At 53.1% G+C, this 19,249-nt stretch carries 18 protein-coding genes; 7 read left to right on the forward strand and 11 right to left on the reverse strand.

The window, feature by feature from the left end:
* Positions 1-112: 112 nt before the first annotated feature.
* Positions 113-1,006, forward strand: coding sequence for a DMT family transporter (locus DFR47_RS05290; RefSeq protein WP_113943371.1), 894 nt, complete (start codon positions 113-115; stop codon positions 1,004-1,006).
* 9 nt (positions 1,007-1,015) lie between these two features.
* Here the strand turns inward: DFR47_RS05290 and msuE are convergent, their stop codons facing one another.
* From msuE to DFR47_RS05305, 3 genes are read right to left on the reverse strand one after another with little or no spacing between them, the layout of a single operon-like run.
* A complete protein-coding gene (gene msuE, locus DFR47_RS05295) occupies positions 1,016-1,576 on the reverse strand; it encodes an FMN reductase (protein WP_113943372.1) in 561 nt (186 codons plus the stop codon).
* Entirely contained in the window at positions 1,573-2,247 is a 675-nt protein-coding gene (locus tag DFR47_RS05300) for a glutathione S-transferase family protein (protein ID WP_113943925.1), read from the reverse strand. The genes msuE and DFR47_RS05300 overlap by 4 nt, the downstream gene beginning before the upstream one ends.
* A gap of 1 nt (position 2,248) precedes the next feature.
* Positions 2,249-2,635, reverse strand: coding sequence for an ArsR/SmtB family transcription factor (locus DFR47_RS05305; protein ID WP_113943373.1), 387 nt, complete (start codon positions 2,633-2,635; stop codon positions 2,249-2,251).
* A 255-nt stretch (positions 2,636-2,890) separates the two neighbouring features.
* Here DFR47_RS05305 and DFR47_RS05310 point away from each other — a divergent pair, with 255 nt between their 5' ends.
* Genes DFR47_RS05310 through DFR47_RS05325 form a run of 4 tightly spaced genes read left to right on the forward strand, consistent with a single transcriptional unit; the run spans position 2,891 to position 7,754 of the window.
* Entirely contained in the window at positions 2,891-3,727 is an 837-nt protein-coding gene (locus DFR47_RS05310; RefSeq protein WP_113943374.1) for an ABC transporter substrate-binding protein, read from the forward strand.
* A 39-nt stretch (positions 3,728-3,766) separates the two neighbouring features.
* The gene (locus tag DFR47_RS05315) at positions 3,767-4,897 is read left to right on the forward strand and encodes an LLM class flavin-dependent oxidoreductase (protein ID WP_113943375.1); all 1,131 of its coding nucleotides are present in this window, start codon (positions 3,767-3,769) and stop codon (positions 4,895-4,897) included.
* Between the two features lie 2 nt (positions 4,898-4,899).
* Positions 4,900-6,729 (forward strand): TRAP transporter large permease, encoded by a 1,830-nt coding sequence (locus DFR47_RS05320; RefSeq protein ID WP_113943376.1) that lies wholly within the window; start codon positions 4,900-4,902, stop codon positions 6,727-6,729.
* Positions 6,730-6,755: 26 nt separating this feature from the next.
* A complete protein-coding gene (locus tag DFR47_RS05325) occupies positions 6,756-7,754 on the forward strand; it encodes a TRAP transporter substrate-binding protein (RefSeq protein ID WP_113943377.1) in 999 nt (332 codons plus the stop codon).
* Positions 7,755-7,803: 49 nt separating this feature from the next.
* Here DFR47_RS05325 and DFR47_RS05330 read toward each other — a convergent pair whose 3' ends face one another.
* Positions 7,804-8,994, reverse strand: a complete 1,191-nt coding sequence (locus tag DFR47_RS05330) for a M24 family metallopeptidase (protein WP_113943378.1) — start codon at positions 8,992-8,994, stop codon at positions 7,804-7,806.
* A 174-nt stretch (positions 8,995-9,168) separates the two neighbouring features.
* Here DFR47_RS05330 and DFR47_RS05335 point away from each other — a divergent pair, with 174 nt between their 5' ends.
* Together DFR47_RS05335 and DFR47_RS05340 are read left to right on the forward strand one after the other, a co-directional pair.
* Entirely contained in the window at positions 9,169-9,831 is a 663-nt protein-coding gene (locus tag DFR47_RS05335; protein ID WP_113943379.1) for a flavin reductase family protein, read from the forward strand.
* A 34-nt stretch (positions 9,832-9,865) separates the two neighbouring features.
* A complete protein-coding gene (locus tag DFR47_RS05340; RefSeq protein ID WP_113943380.1) occupies positions 9,866-10,564 on the forward strand; it encodes an aspartate/glutamate racemase family protein in 699 nt (232 codons plus the stop codon).
* Positions 10,565-10,727: 163 nt separating this feature from the next.
* Here DFR47_RS05340 and DFR47_RS05345 read toward each other — a convergent pair whose 3' ends face one another.
* The 7 genes from DFR47_RS05345 to DFR47_RS05375 all read right to left on the reverse strand — a co-directional run bounded on the left by DFR47_RS05345 (position 10,728) and on the right by DFR47_RS05375 (position 19,031).
* The gene (locus tag DFR47_RS05345) at positions 10,728-11,711 is read right to left on the reverse strand and encodes an ABC transporter ATP-binding protein (protein ID WP_113943381.1); all 984 of its coding nucleotides are present in this window, start codon (positions 11,709-11,711) and stop codon (positions 10,728-10,730) included.
* Positions 11,711-12,703 carry an ABC transporter ATP-binding protein gene (locus DFR47_RS05350; RefSeq protein WP_113943382.1) on the reverse strand — a complete coding sequence of 331 codons (993 nt, stop codon included), beginning with the start codon at positions 12,701-12,703 and terminating at the stop codon, positions 11,711-11,713. Before DFR47_RS05350 ends, DFR47_RS05345 begins: the two co-directional genes overlap by 1 nt.
* A gap of 1 nt (position 12,704) precedes the next feature.
* On the reverse strand, positions 12,705-14,219 hold the full coding sequence (locus DFR47_RS05355) for an amidohydrolase family protein (protein WP_113943383.1): 1,515 nt from the start codon (positions 14,217-14,219) through the stop codon (positions 12,705-12,707).
* A complete protein-coding gene (locus DFR47_RS05360; RefSeq protein WP_113943384.1) occupies positions 14,216-15,409 on the reverse strand; it encodes an amidohydrolase family protein in 1,194 nt (397 codons plus the stop codon). The genes DFR47_RS05355 and DFR47_RS05360 overlap by 4 nt, the downstream gene beginning before the upstream one ends.
* A 5-nt stretch (positions 15,410-15,414) precedes the next feature.
* Positions 15,415-16,362, reverse strand: a complete 948-nt coding sequence (locus DFR47_RS05365; protein ID WP_113943385.1) for an ABC transporter permease — start codon at positions 16,360-16,362, stop codon at positions 15,415-15,417.
* A 10-nt stretch (positions 16,363-16,372) separates the two neighbouring features.
* The gene (locus tag DFR47_RS05370) at positions 16,373-17,344 is read right to left on the reverse strand and encodes an ABC transporter permease (protein WP_113943386.1); all 972 of its coding nucleotides are present in this window, start codon (positions 17,342-17,344) and stop codon (positions 16,373-16,375) included.
* A 115-nt stretch (positions 17,345-17,459) separates the two neighbouring features.
* Positions 17,460-19,031 carry an ABC transporter substrate-binding protein gene (locus DFR47_RS05375; protein ID WP_113943387.1) on the reverse strand — a complete coding sequence of 524 codons (1,572 nt, stop codon included), beginning with the start codon at positions 19,029-19,031 and terminating at the stop codon, positions 17,460-17,462.
* Positions 19,032-19,249: the final 218 nt, after the last annotated feature.

The raw sequence follows: 19,249 nt of genomic DNA on the forward strand, positions 1-19,249 counted from the left end.
ATAAAAGCCTTTGTTATTCAGTAGAGCGCCGTGTGCCAGACTTGGCACACAAAGGTCGCTCTAACACTTTAAAATTATGCTCTAATTATCATCCTGCATATGGATCAGTCACATGCCTGTTTATGAACTCGCCGCACTCGGAGCCGCGACTTGCTGGGCGTTCACAGGTATTATTTCCGCTATTCCCGCAGGCCATGTCGGCGCACTGGCTTTTAACCGGGGCAGACAGGTTTTCGTCACCGGATTATTGCTGGTCTATGTGTTGATTTCAGGTACATGGCGCGATCTCAGCTGGGACAGTGCTGTGCCGCTGCTGCTCTCCGGCCTGATCGGGATTTTTGTCGGCGACTCTTTGCTGTTTACCGCTCTGAACCGTCTTGGCCCCCGCCGCTCCGGTATTCTGTTTGCCCTCAATGCGCCGATTGCCGCCGTACTTGGCTGGCTGCTGCTGGATGAAACATTATCGCCTATGGGTGTGCTTGGTATTGCCATCACCATTTCCGGTGTTTTGCTGGCCATTCTGTTCGGCAAGCGCCGAGCACAAATCCATGAATGGGAGAGCATTAAAGGCCCGCTCTGGATTGGTGTCGGGCTGGGGCTGGCAGCAGCGACCGGTCAGGCCATCGGCTCGATCATCGCACGCCCTGTAATGGCCAGCGGCATTGATCCGGCACTGGCCTCCCTACTGCGTGTGGGTATTGCCGCCTGTTGTCTGACTGTACTGACACAATTGCCGTTTCCGGCACTCAAACCGAAAAAACCTTTTACGTTAAAGATTGCGTTCCTCACCGCTTTGACCGGCTTTCTCTCGCTGGCACTCGGCATGACTTTGCTGCTCTTTGCACTTTCCGGTGGCAAAGTTGGTATTGTCTCCACCATCTCAGCCACAACACCGGTGATCATTCTGCCGCTGCTATGGCTGCGCACCGGTGAGCGCCCCGCCAATGGTGCGTGGCTCGGTGCACTGCTGGTCGTCGCCGGAATGGCGCTGATTATGCTGCGCTGAGTGTAATACTCACTCAGCCGCCAGTTGTTGGTAGCTATGACCGAAAACGACACGCACGGCTTCGGAAACCACCTGTGTAATACGGCTCTCAATCAGTGGATTGCTGAGTTTGCCATCGGTGAAATCGCGGTCTGAAACATAAATCGCTGTCGGTAGGGCAAAGGCTTCAAAGAAACCGAAGAGCGGGCGCAGCTGATGCTCGACAATCAGCGAATGGCGGTCACCGCCGCCGGTTGCCGCCAGAATAACCGGCTTGCCACGCAGTAATTTCGGATCAAGCAGATCGAAGAAATGTTTGAACAGCCCTGTATAGCTGCCTTTATAGGTTGGCGTGCCGACAACCAGCAGATCAGCCGCTGCGATTTCATCCACAATATCAGAAGCCTGCTTGTCGAGTTGTGACGGCCAGCGTGCAGCCGGAAAAGATGCCCCCAGATCGGCAATGTCATAGACGGATGATACACCGCCAAGGGATAGAGCTGCCTGTCCGGCAATATGTTCAACAAAGCCGCGGGTTTTAGACGGGCTGGTGAGGTTGCCGGAAAATCCGGTTATGCGGGGCGCATTCATAGTCTTTCCTCAGAATGTTCAGATGTGTCATGTGTCAGCGGGAGAGGCAAAGGAATGTCTCCCGTAAAAAACGGTACGCGGTAACCACGCTGTACAGCTTCACGCTGCGCAATCTTCAGATACCAGCGCCGCACGGCGGAATAATCATTGAGATTGATTTTATGGCGTTCAAAACGTGACACCCACGGCCAGACCGACATATCGGCAATGGAATAATCCCCTGCCAGATAGTCTTTGCCTGTGAGATGCAGCTCCAGCTTCTCGTAAAGCCGCTTGGTTTCCTGCGTGAAAAGCGCGGAGGCTGCCGGTGCCGCATCCGGATGATAGGTCAAAAAATAATGTGCATGGCCAAGTGTGGGCCCCAAACTACCAACCTGCCAGAATACCCACTCCAGCACCGCATAGCGCTCAGCGCCTGAGGTTGGCAAAAACCTGCCGGTTTTCTCCGCGAGATAGGTCAGAATGGCGCCAGATTCCAGCAATATCAGCCCGTTTGAATGATCTACAATCGCCGGAATTTTAGAACCCGCACTGATCTTTCGAAAGCTATCAGAGAACTGCTCGCCTTTGGTCAGATCAATTGCATGCGCCTGATAGGGCCAGCCAAACTCTTCCAGTGCAATGGAGGTTTTCAGCCCGTTAGGCGTTATCCATGTGTAGAGATCAATCATATCAGTCAAACATCAGATCAGGCATTAAATCGGGCATCACACCGGATGATGGGCGGTTGCCCCCATTACGTCCGGTCACATCTTCCAGCCCGTCAAAAATCTCCCGCAACCGCAGCACAATCTGCTCAACGCGCGGATCAGCCACGCTATAGATCATTGTCTTGCCGTCGCGCCTGCAGGCAATGGCACCCGCCTCACGCAGAATACTCAATTGTTGCGACAGGCTTGGTTGCGGAATACGCAGCTCGGCCTCCAGCTCACCAACCTGTGCTTCCTGCTCCATCAGATAGCAGACCAGCGCCAGCCGGTTTGCATTGGCAATCAGCTTGAGCAGGTCACTCGCTGTGGTGACGGAACGACATAAACGGGCTGCAACCGGCTTGGTCATTAAACCTCTCTTTATAACCAACGCGCAAACATTATATAAAAAAATATATTGATAACTAATATTAATCAATAGCTTATAATTTTAAGCGTTAAAAATTATGACCTGCACCCGCGCCAAAAACTAGAATAATCCGTTACAAATCCGCTCAAAATTAGAACAGCCCGCTTTGGCATTCATTTTACAAAAACGTAAATTGTATCTCAGCATCACAGGCAGAGAATTCCGGTTTCTGCCCGCCATCTGAAAGGGCAGTTTATGAAAATCGGTGTTCATCCCAGCAATCTGCATCTGCGTATCGCACAGGTCTGGCCTGATGCATTTGCCGCACTGGATGGTGAGTTTGTCACCTATCGTGAAGGGCGCGACACCGGCCGTCTGATTGCGGAAGGCAAGATTGATTTTGGCGGCACCGGCTCAACGCCACCGATTACTGCCGCACTGGACGGCTTGAAGGTAAAATATATTGCCGCCTCCGCTCCGCGCCCTGCCAATGGCGCAATATTGGTGCGCGCTGACAGCCCGATCAAAACCATACCTGATCTGAAGCACCGCCGTATCGGGCTGGTGGACGGCTCTTTCCAGACTTATTATCTGGCACGCAATCTCGAAGAAGCCGGTCTCAACCTTGCCGATATTGAACGTGTCGAGCCGGAGGTCAATGACGCCCTGCCAGCTCTGCTCGACGGTCGTGTTGATGCATGGATTGCCATGGCACCGCGTCTGGAAAATGCACTTGAGCGTGATGATATCCGTCTGCTCTCGCGTTGCGGCTCAACCATTCCTAACCGCTCCCTATTCTGGACGCTTGAAGATAGCGGGCTTGATGCCGAAACCCGCCTGAAAATTGCACAGGAGCTAGCACGTATCGGCAGCGAAATTACAGCCGATCCGCATCAGGCTGCCCGCAGGCTGGTGGAAAGCGGCGCAACGGAAGCCAGCCTGCAAGGTTGGGAGAAGGTGATTGCCTCACGCGATTTCACCGTCATTCAGGCTGACGACACCATTCTCACAGAACAGCAGACAGAAGCAGAGGTTCTGCATCGTCACGGGCACTTTGACCGTCTTGCGCAAATTTACCCGCAAGCTGCCTGATCGCACCCATCATCGAAATATAAGAATACGGACACTGATATGAATATTTTCTGGTATATGTGCGCACCTGACGGTGCCTATCCGTGGAAGCCTGAAGGTTCCCGCAAGGTTGATCTCGGCTACTACAAGCAGCTTGCCATGGCCTATGATCAGCTGGGTTATACCGGCGCACTCTTTGCCACCGGCGCCCATGACGTATGGGGCCTGGCCAATTCACTGTTGCCTTATACGGAACGGCTGAAATTCCTTGTCGCCATTCATCCGGGTCTGATTGCCCCGACCCTGCTTGCCAAAATGGCTGCAAGCTTTCAGGAATTTTCCAAAGGCCGCCTGCTGGTTAATATCGTATCGGGAGACGCCAAAATGCTTGGTGCCTATGGTATGAACATTCCCCATGATGAACGCTATGACATGGCAGATGAATATCTGACCATCTGGCACAAGCTGTTTGCCGGTGAGAGTGTGGATTATCAGGGCAAGTATTTCTCCACGACTGGCGCCAAACTGGCACTGCCAGTGGGGGATACGATTGCCCCACCGCCGCTCTGGTTTGGTGGTTCTTCCGATAAAGCGCTCGATGTTTCCGCCAAGCATACCGATACTTACCTGTCATGGGGTGAAACGCCGGAGCAAATCGGTGCGAAAATCGCCAAGGTTAAAGAACGTGCCAAACAATTCGGCCGCACCATGCAATATGGCATCCGCCTTTATGTGATTGTGCGCGATACTGACGCCAAAGCATGGGAGGCTGCCAATGATCTCTATGCCCAGATGGATGCCGCATCCATTGCCGCTAATCAGCGTTTCGTCTCCAATACGGATTCCGTTGGCCAGCAGCGGATGAGCGCTTTGCATGGCGGCGTTAAACCTGAAAATCTGCGCGATCTGGAGATTGCGCCGAACCTCTGGGCAGGTATTGGTCTTGTGCGTCCGGGGCCGGGTACTGCCATTGTTGGCTCACCGGATACGGTTATCCGTACACTGGAAGCCTATCGTGAAGCGGGCGTGGAAACATTCATCCTCTCCGGCATGCCGCTTTTGGAAGAAGCCTATCGTTTCGGGGAAACTGTGCTGCCACGCCTTGATGTTTCGACCGAAGTAACGCAAGCAAAGCATTATACATGGTCAACTCTGTTTGACCGCGACCTCTCCAAGCTCAAAACGGCCTGATGATGAGTACAGTGAAGACCTATCCCGCAATTGCAGCCACACCGGTTCAGTCACTTGCCAGAGCATTGTTGGCAGGTATTGAGGCCATGCTGGGAGCAATCTGCGCCACATTACTGGCTGCACTGCTGCTGATTGTGCTGACAACGGTTGTGCTGCGCTACGGTTTCAATACCGGTCTTCTCGGCTCGGAAGAGCTGGCGACATGGCTCTATGTTGCTCTGATTGCCTTCGGCGCACCGCTGGCCATCAATTCGGCATTGGCGATGCGGCTTGATCTGGTGACTTCGCGTTTGTCTCCTGCTGGTCAGCGTGTGACAGCTGTTTTTGCCGATGTTTTCACGCTGATGAGCGGGCTGATTTTAAGTTTCGGCAGCGCACGAATTGCCAGTTTGCTTGGCGGCATTTCTCCGACACTCGGCCTGCCGGAATGGATCCGCTTCGGCTTTCTAGGCCTCGGCGGGTTCTTTATTGTGCTTGTGCTGGGATTGCAGCGCATCAGTGAGAATAAAACCGCTGACGTCCTGATCGCCGGTATTATAGCAACCGCGCTCTATATTGCGGTCAGTCATAGCCATATTGATACGGATTTAAGCCCGAGTATTGTGCTGGGTCTGATCGCGCTGATTGGCTTGCTAGTTGCCGCGCCGCTGCCGCATGCTTTTCTCGCCGGTGCCTATATTGCCATTGCCTTTGGCAGTACCTTGCCGGAACCGGCTGTGGTTTCCTCCACTGTCACCGGCGTTTCCAAATTCCTGTTGCTAGCGATCCCGTTCTTTCTGCTGGCCGGAAGCCTGCTCACCGCCGCAGGCATTGCCCAGAAAATCGTGCATTGTGCCTCTTCTCTCGTTGGCCATCGCCGCGCCGGACTGGCACAGACCACGCTGCTGACAAGCGTGCTGTTTTCCGGTGCCTCCGGCTCCTCTGTCGCCAATGCAGCATTCAGCTCGGCAACCTTTCAACCGGAACTGGTGAAGCGCGGTTATCCGCCTGCACAGGCCGGTGCGATTATAGCGGCAACTTCCGTTTTGGATAATGTCATCCCGCCGTCGATTGCCTTTCTCATTCTCGCAGCCGCAACCAATCTCTCCGTTGGCGCTCTGCTGGTCGGCGGCTTCTTCGCCGGTGCTGTAATGGCGGTATGCCTTGCCGTAGCCATTCATCTGACAGTGAAAGAACAGGTTGCACAACCACGAGCCAGCGGACGGGAGCGCGTACAGGCAGCCATTAGCGCGATACCAGCTTTCGGCCTTGGTATTATCGTTGTGGTCGGTATCCGCATGGGTGTTGTCACCACCACAGAGGCCGCCGCCATTGCCGCCATCTATACACTGATCATGGCTGTGATCGGTAAAGTCGGCATCACTTCGCTCTATGATATTTTCAAGCAATCCGGCAAAGAGGCTTCCGCGATCGGCCTGCTGATCGGCACGGCCAGCCCCTTCGCATTTCTGCTGGCGGTCGATGATATTTCCGGCACGATTTCAGATCTGGTCAGTGGTTTCGGTGCCAATCCGGTTGTCATCCTGATCATCATCAATCTCGTCTTGCTGGTTGTCGGCCTTGTTCTGGATATCGGCGCCGCCATTCTGCTCTTCGGCCCGATCTTTCTGCCGATTGCGGTTGCCACCGGTATCGATCCGGTGATGTTCGGCGTGATCCTCGTAGTCAATCTGATGATCGGAGGGCTGACACCACCTGTCGGCATGCTGGTCTTTGTGGTCAGCGGCGTAACCCGCCTGCCCGCCACCGCCCTTTTCAAAGCCATGACACCCTACTTCATCGCTTTGCTGTTTTCTCTCGTCATTCTCGGCGCATGGGCTCTGCTCATCTGACCCGCCCGCATAAAGGATTATCCGCTATGATTACGCTTAACCGCCGCCATTTTCTGCGCACAGCCACGCTCGGCACTGCCACCGCTCTTGCCATGCCAGCCCTAATCCGCACGGCACAGGCCAAAACCGCCATCACGATTGCCTCGCTGTTCGGCGATGATAAGCCGGAAACCAAAATCTGGTTAAAAATCCGTGATCTCGTGGAAGCAAAACTGCCGGGACAATTCCGTTTCAATATCGTCAAAGACAGTGCTTTAGGTGGTGAAAAGGAAGTGGCTGAAGGCATCCGTCTCGGCTCCATTCAGGGCAGCCTTTCCACGGTTTCGGCTTTGTCCGGCTGGGTGCCTGAGCTGCAAATTCTCGACCTGCCATTCCTGTTCAAAGATGCTGACCATGTGCTGAAAACGGTGCAGGGAGAAACCGGCAATGATCTGAAAGAAAAGCTGAAGGCTCAGAATTTTATTGCCACCGGCTTTATCAATTATGGCGCACGGCATTTGCTGACCAAAGAAGCCGTGACCAAACCGGAACAGCTGAAAGGCAAGCGTATCCGCGTTATTCAAAGCCCGTTGCATACCAAACTCTGGAGCAATCTCGGCACCACGCCGGTGGGTATTCCGATCACCGAAACCTATAATGCACTGGAAACCGGCGTTGCCGATGCGATGGATCTGACAAAATCCGCCTATGCGAGCTTCAAGCTCTATGAGGTGGTGCCGTTTGTCACCGAAACCAGCCATATCTGGGCGTCAGGCGTGGTCTATTTCTCAGCAAGTTTCTGGAACGGCCTGAGTGCCGAACAGCAGCAGGTGCTGCAGGAAGCATCCCAGGAGGCCACCGCCTATTTCAATCAACTGATCGTTGATGATGAAGCCGCAGCGATCACCACCGCCAAAGAGCATGGTGCACAGGTTCTGCAGCCGGAGAACTATGACCAGTGGCAGGCTGGTGCAAAAACCGTATGGGACGATTTCGCACCGATTGTTGGCGGCATAGATCGCATTAATGCAATTAAAGCTCTCTAAGCTTTAAGCAAAAGAAAAGCCGCTCAGTTCTTGAGCGGCTTCTCAGTTTTCAACCGAATGGCTGCGTCATGCTGAATGACGGCTCGGTAAACCACTCCGCGCCCTGTTCCGTCATATAAAAATGATCTTCCAGACGGATACCAAACTGTTCCGGCACCACGATCATCGGCTCATTGGAAACGCACATACCTGCCTGCAGCACAGTCTGGTTGCCACGCACCAGATAAGGTGCCTCGTGAATGGTCATCCCGATGCCATGGCCGGTACGATGCGGCAGACCCGGCAATTGGTAGTCCGGCCCCAAGCCATGACGCTCCAGCACAGCACGGGCTGCATCATCCACGGAGCCGCAGGTTGCACCGATTTTAGCGGCTGCAAATGCTGCAAGCTGCGCCTCTTTTTCAATATCCCAGATACGCTGCTGCTCGGCAGTCGGTGTGCCGAAAATATAAGTACGTGTCAGATCAGAATTATAGCCCTGTACCAGACAGCCGGTATCGACCAGAACGACATCATTTTCAGCCAGCACATCATCCTGCGGTAATCCATGTGGAAAAGCCGTAGAGCGTCCAAATTGCACAGCGCAAAAAGTGCTGCCATTGCTGCCGATTGCCTTATGCGCTTCATGGATGAAATTGCGAACGGTGCTGGCTTTGATACCAACATGCAGAATACGGGCGGCACGGCGATGCACTTCCAGTGTCATCTGCATGGCCTGTTTCATGATCGCGATTTCTGTTGGTGATTTCACGCTGCGGCAGCCGTCAATAATCGCTGTCGCATCTGTCAGCTTCACACTCCCGGCGGCATTACAAATACCGCTTGCCATACCAAAGGGCAGCGCCGGATCGACGGCCAGTACGGAGCAATTCTCATCTTGCAGGATTTGTGCAACGAGATCGGACGGGCTTTCATGCTCTTCCCACAACCGCACACGTGCATCCATAATGCGCACAGCTTCCAGCGATCCTGCTTCAAAAGCCGGACAAATCAGATAAGGCTCCCCTTTGAGCGGCAGCACCATAGCTACCAGCCGCTCAATCATGCCCCAGCCAATACCGGTAAAATAATTCAGGCTCGTGCCCGCGCCAACAATCAGCGCACCAGCCCCGCTTGCTGCCATCAGGTTGCGGGCTTTCTCAAGCCGCGCCTGTCGCTCAGCAATTGTTATTGCCGGTGCAACATCTACCCAAGGGCGGATAGAAGCTAGTTCTGTTGCGTAATCAGAGCCACCAATCATCAGACGATCTTCCCGTTTCTTTTCAGATACATCCTCATATATCAGTCATTTTCAAGAAAACAGAGCAATTTTCTTTGCAAACAATGATGAATATTATTGGCAACATATTTGTAGACAATAATATGGATTTTTTCTAAATTGGTACGACTCCACAACAATAACGGGGGAACATGAATGGATTTTGATTTCACGCAAATGGAACCGCTCGACCGTTACCGGCTGCTGACAAACTTTGTCGGCCCGCGACCGATTGCTCTGGTTACAACCCGCGCGGAAAACGGGCAGGACAATGCTGCCCCTATGAGCTTTTTTAACGTCTTCTCCCATGATCCGGCAATTGTCATTCTTGGTATTCAGACAAGAGCAGACGGACGGGAAAAAGACACAGTCCTCAATATCCGCCGCACACAGGAATTTACGGTGAATATGGTGGATATGGCAATTTCCGATGCCATGCTGGTTTGCGGGATCGGCTTTGAACCCGATGTCGATGAAGTTGCTATGGCCGGACTGGCTTCAGAAGCCGGAACGCAGGTTTGCTCCCGCTGGCTGCCGCAATCGCCCTGCTCCATGGAATGTCGGGTAGAACGGCTGATTGAATATGAACGCCGCGTTATCGTGCTTGGCGAGGTGGTACATATGCATGTGCGCCGCGACTGTCTGGATGAGGCAGGCCGCTATGTCAATCCGGAGGTCTATCAGCCGATCGCCCACCTGCATGCCGATAATTACATCGCTTCCGATAACCAGTTTGTACTGAAATCGCCGGGTTTGGAGCAGTTTCAGGAAGAGCGTGAAGCGCTTTTCCGTAAGACAACTGCTGTTAACCAAAAATAATTTCAGGATCGTTTGACCAATAAAGGCTAAGCCCTTGCGCATTCTTCTTATCAATCCGAACTCCACCCAATCCATGACTGATCAGGCAGAACGCAGCGCCCGCAGCGCAGCCTTGCCAACCACAGTCATTGAAGCCATTAATCCAACGGATACACCGCGCAGTATTGAAGGCCATGCTGACGAAGCAATGGCTGTTCCGTCAATGCTGCAGCTTATCCGTGAGGGAGAGACAAAAGGCTTTGATGCCTATGTTGTCGCCTGTTTTGACGATCCGGGACTGGATGCTGCCCGTGAAGTTGCCGGTGGTCCGGTTTTCGGTATTTGTCAGGCTGCTGTGCAGGTTGCCATGACCATTTCCAAGCGTTTCTCCATCGTCACCACCCTGCCCCGCTCGGTGCCGATCATTGAAGATCTGGTGCAGGAATATGGTGCTACCCACCATTGCCGTCGTGTGCGTTCCATCGACATGCCGGTGCTCGCACTGGAAGAAAATGCCTGCCATACGGAAGATACACTGGTGCAGGAAATCGAACGCGCCAAACGCGAAGACCATGCAGAAGCGATTGTCCTCGGCTGTGCCGGTATGTCGGAACTGTGCGAACGGTTGGAACAGCGTTGCGGTCTGCCGGTGATCGACGGCGTAACCGCTGCCGTCAAACTGGCAGAAGCTTATGTCAGCGCCGGATATCGCACCTCCAAAGCCGGTGCCTATGATTATCCGCGTGTCAAATAACCACGCACACTACTGCTATTGAAAAGCCTCCGGCCAGCAATGTCCGGAGGCTTTTTTATTGCCCAAAAAACAAAAGACGACAGAGAGAACTCTGCCGCCTTTTGCCGGATGGGTGCCAAAGTTTTTTACACTTCGGCACGGAGGGTTCGTTGAACAATAAAACTCAGATTTCTCCGATGCGATGGCAGGCAACGCGGCTGCCATCATCATAAGCTTTCATTTCCGGCTTTGTTGCCGAGCAGCGGCTGTCCGCAAAGGCACAACGCGGATGGAATGTGCAACCCGAAGGTGGTTTCAGCGGACTTGGCACTTCACCGCCGCCAACCACACGATCACGATGCGGTTCAGCAATGTTCGGGATCGTCTCCAAAAGCAGACGCGTATAAGGATGCTTCGGATCAGCAAACAATGTTTCTGTATCTGCTTCCTCAACAATCCGTCCCAGATACATCACCGCGATGCGATCCGACATGTGACGGACAACGCTCATATCATGGCTGATGAACAGGAAGGTCAAACCAAGTTCGTCCTGCAGCCTGCGCATCAGATTGAGAATTTGCGCCTGCACGGAAACGTCCAAAGCCGAGGTCGGCTCATCGCAGACCAGAAACTCCGGTTCACCGGCAAGTGCACGGGCAATTGAAATACGCTGGCGCTGACCGCCGGAAAACTCATGCGGGAACTTCTTACCGTCCGATGGTGCAAGCCCAACGATTTTCAGCAGTTCTTCCACACGATCATTAATCTCGGTTTCAGTCTTACGCAGTTTCAATTCACGCAGCGGTTCAGCAATGATGCTGTGTACCCGCCAGCGCGGATTAAGACTCGCATAAGGATCCTGAAAGATCATATGCGCTGACAATGGCGCGCCGCTTTTTGATGGCGCAAAACGGATTTCACCATTGCTCGGACGGTAAAGACCGGTCACCAGACGCGCCACAGTGGACTTGCCGCAACCGGATTCACCAACGAGGCTCAGGCAACCGCCTTGCGGCACGCTAAAACTGATATCATTGACCGCATGCAGCAGCTGGCGCGGTTTGCGCTCGATCACACGGTTGAGCCAAGGAGCAGAAACATCAAAGCAAATGCTCAGATCTTTGACTTCAAGGGCAGCAGGTGTCTGTTTCATAGCAATATCACTCATCAGGCAGCTCCTGCATTGAGCCAGCAGGCGCTGACACCGGTACCATCCGCAGCCGGCATCAGATCTGGACGCTCGCTACGGCAACGGTCAAATGCTTTCACACAGCGCGGATTGAAAGCACAGCCGGTTGGAATGGCATCAAGACGCGGCATAGAGCCGTCAATCTGGTTCAGCCGTTCCACACGTTTGCCCAGCGCCGGAATGGAGCTCATCAGTCCGCGGGTATACATATGGCTCGGATTTTTCAGCACGGTTTCAACCGGTCCGTTTTCCACCAAACGTCCGGCATACATCACGGCCACGCGGTCAGCGGTTTCGGCAATCACGCCCATATCATGGGTGACCAGCATTACTGCTGTGCCATGTTCTTTACAAAGACGACGCAACAGCGAAGTAATCTGCGCCTGAATAGACACGTCCAGCGCGGTTGTCGGTTCATCAGCAATAATCAGCTTTGGTTCTGCGGCGAGTGCCAATGCAATCACAACACGCTGGCGCATACCGCCGGAGAACTGATGCGGATAATGATTGATGCGGTCTTCCGGTGCCGGAATCCCCACTTCTTTCAACAGTGAAATCGCGCGTTCTTGTGCTTGCGTACGGCTCAGCGGCAAATGCTGAGTGATGGTTTCAACCAGCTGCGATCCGATCGTGAAAAGCGGATTGAGCGATGTCAGCGGGTCCTGAAAAATCGCGCCGATTTCACGGCCACGGATTTTCTGCATTTCTTTATCGCTGAGATTATCAATGCGGCGGCCATTGAGCAAAACTTCACCACCGGCAATATGCCCCGGAGATTCAAGCAAGCCCTGCACAGCCAGACCGGTCATGGATTTACCCGCGCCGGATTCACCAACCACGCCGAGAATTTCTCCCGGCATGATGGACAGGCTGACATCTGACAATGCAGTCAGTGTGCCGCGGCGTCCCGGAAAATCAACCTGCAGATTTTTGACCTCAAGGGTCGGTTTTTGAGAAGAGGTTTCTGCCATATTATGCTTCCTCTCCGTGTTTTCCGGCCAGCGGATAGCTCGGCGGGAAAATCTCTGATACCGGCGGATTATTGTAGGAACGCTCAGGATATTTAGCGATCAGGCCATCATATTGCGCCTGTGCCTGTGCGCGTGCTGCCTGCATATCAATGCCTGCAACTTCACCATGGCGCATCGACAGACGACCATCCACAAACACAGCCTTGGTAACTTTACCGGAACCGCCGGTGACCAGCGTGGTGATCGGATCAATGCTTGGTGCCATGAATGTATCATCAAGGCCGAACACGGCGATATCAGCTTTAGCGCCTGACTGCAGGCGGCCAAGATCGTCGCGTCCCAGCGCTTTGGCACCGCCCAGTGTCGCTGCATCAAACAGATCAGCACAGCGGATGCTTTCCGGTGTACCATCATTGATACGGCAGGTAATCAACCCGATCAGCAGATTCATCAACATATCAGGCGGTGTGGTGTCGGTGCCCATAGCAATATTGATGCCGCGCTTTTTCACACTGGAGAACGACTTCAGTGTGCTGCCGCCACGGGATGAAACCAGCGGACAATGAATGATCGACACATTATTTTGCGCGTATAGTGTCAGATCTTCATCTGTAGCATTGGTGGCATGAGGAGCAATGATCCGGTCATTGAGCACACCAAGACTGTTGAGCCAGACCGGCGCAGTGGTGCCGTGAAGGCTACGCACGGTTTCCACTTCCATCTGACCCTGCGCCATATGCAAACGGATTTTACAATCCAGTTCACGTGCCACATCCTGCGTGCGCTTCAACAAATCAGCGGTACAGGTTTCCACACGATCCGGTGCCAGCATACCGCGCACCAGATCACCATGACGGCCATTCTGGCGGGTGATGTAATCCGCAGCATCCTTGAGACCGGCAAAGCCGCGCTCTTCGTTAAAGACCGGTACAATCTTCCCCGGTTTTTCCAGCATCATGCCACCGGAACGGTAAGCAGGGCTCAGATAAACACGCAGGCCGAGATCACCGGCTGCATCCGCTGCCGCATCAAATTCCGCAACGGTTTCGCCCCATTCGCGATAAAACAGCGAGGCAATCGGTGCTGCGGTGGTGATACCGTTTTGCAGCAGTTGAGCGAATGCAAAGCGTTTCTGGAATGCCAGTTCATCCTGACTGTACATTTCATAAGGGCCGCTATCGATATAGGATTTCGGCCAGACACGGCCTTTCGCCCAACCCGGATGGTGGTCAATACCGAGAATGGTCGTGTCGAGATCAGACAGCGCATCAAGGTCGATCAAACCCGGACTGATGAGCGCATTGCCCAGATCAATACGGCGTGAAACCTCACCGGCAAAATCATGACCGACAAACAACACGGTGCCGTCTTCGATCACCACTTCACCGTTTTTATACAGACGATGCTGGCCATCAATATGCCCCAGCACCCATTGTGCTGTGAGCAGTGTGCGCCCTTCAGGACGCGCACCCAGTTTCAGGCTTTCAAGTGCAGTGAATTGTGTCTTGTCAGTCATGGCATTTCCACCACAGCAGTACCGTTACGCGCAGTAACACGACCGCCTTTAATTACCAGCGGGCGTGGTGCCACATCAACAACGGCATGAGCCAGTGTCTGACCGGTGAGCAATGTCATGTCAGCCTTGCAACCAACATCCAGACCATAGCCTTCCAGCTGCATCACATCAGCACCGCCCTGCGAGCAGATATGCAGCACATGTTCCAGATCAACGTCACGGCGCAGGCCGTTTTTCATGCCGATCACTTTGGCACGGTCGATCATATCCGGCTGTCCCCACGGACCCCATGTGTCACGGATACCGTCACAACCAGCACCCATGCGGATACCCGCTTCTTTGAGGCGCAGCACAGATGGCACCGGAACAGAAGGTGCGCCGGTGGTGAGAATGGCCACATCAAGCTCGCGAAGCTGCTCAAGCAGGCTCGAAACACGCAGATAATCATTGGCACCCAGCGTGAAAGCGTGGCTGATTGCGACCTTACCCTGCATGCCATTGGCGCGGATACGTTCAAAGATCAGTTCCATGGTGAAAGCACCGAGCTCACCCAGTTCGTGCAGGTGAATATCAATCGGCTTGCCATGTTTCACTGCAAGCGCAAACAGCGCATCCAGCTGGCCTTTCGGATCACGGTCGATACCGCAAGGGTCGATACCGCCCAGCACTTCACAGCCCTGACGCAGCGCTTCATCCAGCAATTCCAGTGTACCCGGCATCACCATCAGACCGGATTGCGGGAAAGCAACGATTTCAATGTCGATCAGGTCTTTAAGTTTCTCGCGGGTTTCAAACACGCCTTCGAGAATTTTCAGACCATGGGTTGTATCAATATCCACATGGCTGCGGATATGGCTGGAACCATGCGCAATCAGGCCGATCGCATGGCGCATCGACTGGATATGCGGATCGAGACCAATTTCAAGACGCTTTTCACGTTCAAAATCAATACGCTCGCGTAAGCTCGCCTGCTTGCCGTTCACATGCCAGTCGAGACCCCAATTGGTTTTATCCAGATGGGTATGGGCATCAATCAGACCAGGGATAACAATATGTCCCTGACCGTCTTCAACAGCAACACCATCCGCACTGAGGTTTGTGCCATATTCAGCGATGCGACCCTGACGGATCAGAATATCTGTGGCTTGACCTGCATGAGGGCGCACATTGCGTAACAAAAGATCAGACATAATTTTTACCTCAGTTTAGGATTGAGAGCATCGCGCAACCAGTCACCAAGCACGTTCACGGCGACAACCAGCAGGCAAAGCTGCAAGACAGGGAAAACGGTAATCCACCATAGGCCGGAGAACAGGAACTGATTACCAAGACGGATCAGCGTGCCAAGGCTCGGCTGGCTCGGCGGCATACCGATACCAAGGAAGGAAAGCGTGGCTTCAGTGAGAATAGCCATACCGAAATTAAGCGTTGCGGCCACAAGGATCGGCGTCAGCGTATTCGGCAGAATATGGTACATCATAATGCGGCGAGACGGTACTTTCAGAAGACGTGCAGCCTGCACATATTCCTTGGAGCGCTCAACAATCGTCTGTGCACGCACAGTACGCGCATATTGCACCCAGCCCGACAAAGTGATGGCCAGCACCAGAACACCGGCAGCAGCATAATCACGGAAATCCGCAGGCAGCATTTGGCGCACCACGGCGCTGACCAGAATAGCGATCAGAATGGTCGGGATTGAGAGCAGTACATCACCGATACGCATCAGCAGATTGTCGATAATGCCCTGCATATAACCGGCGATCAGGCCAAAGCTCAGACCGATCACCAGCGACAGGAATACCGAGGCAACACCGATCAGAATGGAAATCCGCGAGCCATAAAGAATAGCCGAAAGGATATCGCGACCCTGCGTATCAGTCCCCAGCAGATATGGCCACTGACCATCTGCATTCCAGATCGGCGGCAGTTCGGAGTTCCACAGATCCAGCTGTGCCGGATCAAACGGATTTTGCGGAGCAATCAACGGCGCGGCAAAGGCGGTCACTATCATCAGTGTCAAAAGAACAGCTGAGACCATTGCCGGTTTATTACGGGTGAATGACCACCACAGATCACTGTCTTTCATTCGCTGCCAACGCGATTTTTGATTAGCAAGCGGGGCGTTTATATTGTCGGTCATGGATGCCCCTTTAGCGTGTGAGCGCGCGCAGGCGCGGATCAATCACAGCATAGGTGATATCAACCAGCGTATTCAGCGCAACAAAGATGAAAGAAACGATGCAGAGATAGGCTGCCATCACCGGAATATCGATGAAAGTTACCGCCTGAATAAACAGCATCCCCATACCTGGCCACTGGAACACGGTTTCGGTGATCAGCGCAAAGGCAATCAGAGAACCGATATTCATCGCAGTCATGGTAACAACCGGCATCAGGCAGTTGCGCAACGCATGGCGGAAGTAAATCCGGTAACGCGGAATACCACGGGCACGGGCAAATTTAACAAAGTCAGAACGGAGCGTTTCCAGCATTTCCGCACGCACTAGACGCATGATCAGCGTAATCTGATAAAGCGACAGCGCAATGGATGGCAGGATCAGCGCCATGCGGCCGGAATGGGTGAGAAATCCGGTTGACCACCAGCCAAGCTGCACCACATCGCCACGTCCGAATGCCGGCAACCAGCCAAGCGTGACGGAGAAGAGCAGGATCAGCAGAATACCAACCACAAAGCTTGGCAATGACACCCCGATAATTGAGGTGAACTGGAATAATTCAGTATACCATTTTCCGCGATGAATTGCGGTAATAACCCCCATCGGAATACCGATGATCAGGGACAGCAATGTGGCAACAATAACCAGTTCCATGGTGGCAGGAAAGCTCTCGGCAATCAGCCCCAGCACTTCCTGACCGTTACGGTAAGAAATACCGAAATTGCCCTGCACTGCGTCGCTGACAAAGCGCGCATATTGCGTGATGAAGCCGTCATTCAGACCTAACCTTTCACGCAAAGCATCGCGGTCGATCTGGCTCATCTGCTCATTGGCCATCAGTTCCACAGGATCGCCCGCAAAACGGAAAATCATGAAAGCCAGCAATGCCACAGCAAGCATAACCATTGCCGCATTTGCCAGTCGCTTGATAATAAATACAAGCATTCAGTTTTCTCTCCCAAGGGTAATCTGCACGTTACCGCACCTATTCACCACTCTTTTACTTCAGTCATCATCAGGCCGTGCCGCAACTTCTTCCCTTGCGGCACGGCCAAACTTGTTATTTTTTAAGGACTGTCAGCCAGTGACGCGGCTTGTTATCAGCCTGCTGCACCACGCTTTCCACCTTTTCGGTCAATACCCAGGCAATCGGCTGCTGATGCAGCGGCAGCTGGATGATTTCCTTTTTCACGATTTCCAGAGCTTTGGTCTGCAAGGCCAGACGCTTCTCGCGATCCATTTCTGTGGAAGCCTTGGTGACCAGTTCATCCAGCTCCGGATAGGACCAGCCGCCCCAGTTAAACACGCCGGCAACACCGGACTTGGTCTGAATGACCTGCATCAGAATGGAATAGCTGTCGAGCATCGGCTCATTCGCCCAGCCAAGCACATAGGCATCAGCCTGACCGGCTGTGCGTTTTGGTGCCTGAACAGCTGTCGGCCCGATATCCAGTGAAGGTTTGAAACCGGCACGGGTCAGCATGGAGATCATGCCGTTGCACAGTTCTTCTTCATTCAGATAGTTTTCATAGGTACAGACCAGCGTGAACGGGAAGCCCTCGGCACCATTTTCCTTCAACAGCGCTTTGGCTTTGTCCAGATCATAGCCGTAGAGCTCATCCAGCTCTTTGGTATAGCCCGGAATTTCCGGCGCAATAATCGTACCGGCATTGCGGGACTTATCACGCATGATGCGCTTTTTGATCAGATCCATATCCAGTGCATGCGCAACAGCCTGACGGACACCCAGCTTATTGAAATGGTTTTCCGCACCATTGTGCAGTTTTTCACGACGCTGGAAGCCGACAAACACAGTACGCAAATCCGTACGTTCGAGCAGGCGCAATCCCGGTGCAGCTGCCAGACGCGCCATATCCTGTGTCGGCGCAGAATCGGTATAATCCACATCACCGCCGAGAAGCGCAGCAACACGGGTTGCTGAAGAAATGATCGGGGTAAATTCAATCTTGTCGATATTATGCTGCGGCTTATCCCACCAGCCGTCAAATTTCAGCAAAACGGTTTTGCTGTCCGGTACGCGGCTTTCCAGCTTAAACGGCCCGGTGCCATTGGTATTATAGGTGGCATAACCTTCTTTCTGCCCGCCCACATCGGTCGGCAGCAGAGAATCATTATCAACCAGCCATTTTTCATCAAAAATGAAAATATTAGTCAGGTCATTGAGCAGCAACGGATAAGGACCGGTCAGCTCGATATCGATGGTATGATCGTCAACAATCTTCGCGGACTTATAGGCTGGCAGGTTACCGCGCAGCGGTGATGTCGGATGGCTCACACGGGTAAGCGAGGCCAACACGTCATTGGCAGTGAAATCTGCGCCATTATGGAATTTCACATCTTTACGCAGGTTAAAGCGCCATGTGTTGTCACCCACAACTTCCCAGCTGGTAGCCAGCGCAGGCTCGATCTTCAGATCGGCATTATAACGCACAAGGCCTTCGTAAACGTGATTGAGAAACGCAATCGTATAGCTGTCACCATAGGAATACGGATCAAGCGAATAAACATCATGCGCAGCTCCCCAGCGCAGTGTTTCAGCAGATGCAATATTGGCGGTATGGCTCAATGCGAAAGCCATCAGACCCGCAAGGATCGATTTTCTGAATTTCATGATTAAGTTCCCCAAAAACGATAACCGGCTCTTCACTCTTGTTGGTGCTTGTCCGTGCGAGGGAGTGTGTTGAATCCGGATTTAATTGTCAACTAAATTGTCGACATAATTACCGGCAAAATTTTAATCGCAGATACATTCTGTGATCTCAAGTATGAATTTCTGTAAGAAAAACAAAAAACAGCGCCTGTATGCGGAGCATACAGGCGCTGTCTGTT

Origin of the sequence: Pseudochrobactrum asaccharolyticum, assembly GCF_003314995.1 — a bacterium.
GTDB lineage: Bacteria > Pseudomonadota > Alphaproteobacteria > Rhizobiales > Rhizobiaceae > Pseudochrobactrum > Pseudochrobactrum asaccharolyticum.

Bases quoted from the DNA above. Each gene is read 5' to 3' on its own strand.
- msuE (WP_113943372.1), bottom strand. From the start codon at position 1,576: ATGAATGCGCCCCGCATAACCGGATTTTCCGGCAACCTCACCAGCCCG.
- DFR47_RS05320 (WP_113943376.1), top strand. From the start codon at position 4,900: ATGAGTACAGTGAAGACCTATCCCGCAATTGCAGCCACACCGGTTCAG.
- DFR47_RS05370 (WP_113943386.1), bottom strand. From the start codon at position 17,344: ATGCTTGTATTTATTATCAAGCGACTGGCAAATGCGGCAATGGTTATG.
- DFR47_RS05310 (WP_113943374.1), top strand. From the start codon at position 2,891: ATGAAAATCGGTGTTCATCCCAGCAATCTGCATCTGCGTATCGCACAG.
- DFR47_RS05350 (WP_113943382.1), bottom strand. From the start codon at position 12,703: ATGGCAGAAACCTCTTCTCAAAAACCGACCCTTGAGGTCAAAAATCTG.
- DFR47_RS05375 (WP_113943387.1), bottom strand. From the start codon at position 19,031: ATGAAATTCAGAAAATCGATCCTTGCGGGTCTGATGGCTTTCGCATTG.
- DFR47_RS05335 (WP_113943379.1), top strand. From the start codon at position 9,169: ATGGATTTTGATTTCACGCAAATGGAACCGCTCGACCGTTACCGGCTG.
- DFR47_RS05355 (WP_113943383.1), bottom strand. From the start codon at position 14,219: ATGACTGACAAGACACAATTCACTGCACTTGAAAGCCTGAAACTGGGT.
- DFR47_RS05365 (WP_113943385.1), bottom strand. From the start codon at position 16,362: ATGACCGACAATATAAACGCCCCGCTTGCTAATCAAAAATCGCGTTGG.
- DFR47_RS05300 (WP_113943925.1), bottom strand. From the start codon at position 2,247: ATGATTGATCTCTACACATGGATAACGCCTAACGGGCTGAAAACCTCC.
- DFR47_RS05315 (WP_113943375.1), top strand. From the start codon at position 3,767: ATGAATATTTTCTGGTATATGTGCGCACCTGACGGTGCCTATCCGTGG.
- DFR47_RS05345 (WP_113943381.1), bottom strand. From the start codon at position 11,711: ATGAGTGATATTGCTATGAAACAGACACCTGCTGCCCTTGAAGTCAAA.
- DFR47_RS05290 (WP_113943371.1), top strand. From the start codon at position 113: ATGCCTGTTTATGAACTCGCCGCACTCGGAGCCGCGACTTGCTGGGCG.
- DFR47_RS05325 (WP_113943377.1), top strand. From the start codon at position 6,756: ATGATTACGCTTAACCGCCGCCATTTTCTGCGCACAGCCACGCTCGGC.
- DFR47_RS05330 (WP_113943378.1), bottom strand. From the start codon at position 8,994: ATGATTGGTGGCTCTGATTACGCAACAGAACTAGCTTCTATCCGCCCT.
- DFR47_RS05305 (WP_113943373.1), bottom strand. From the start codon at position 2,635: ATGACCAAGCCGGTTGCAGCCCGTTTATGTCGTTCCGTCACCACAGCG.
- DFR47_RS05360 (WP_113943384.1), bottom strand. From the start codon at position 15,409: ATGTCTGATCTTTTGTTACGCAATGTGCGCCCTCATGCAGGTCAAGCC.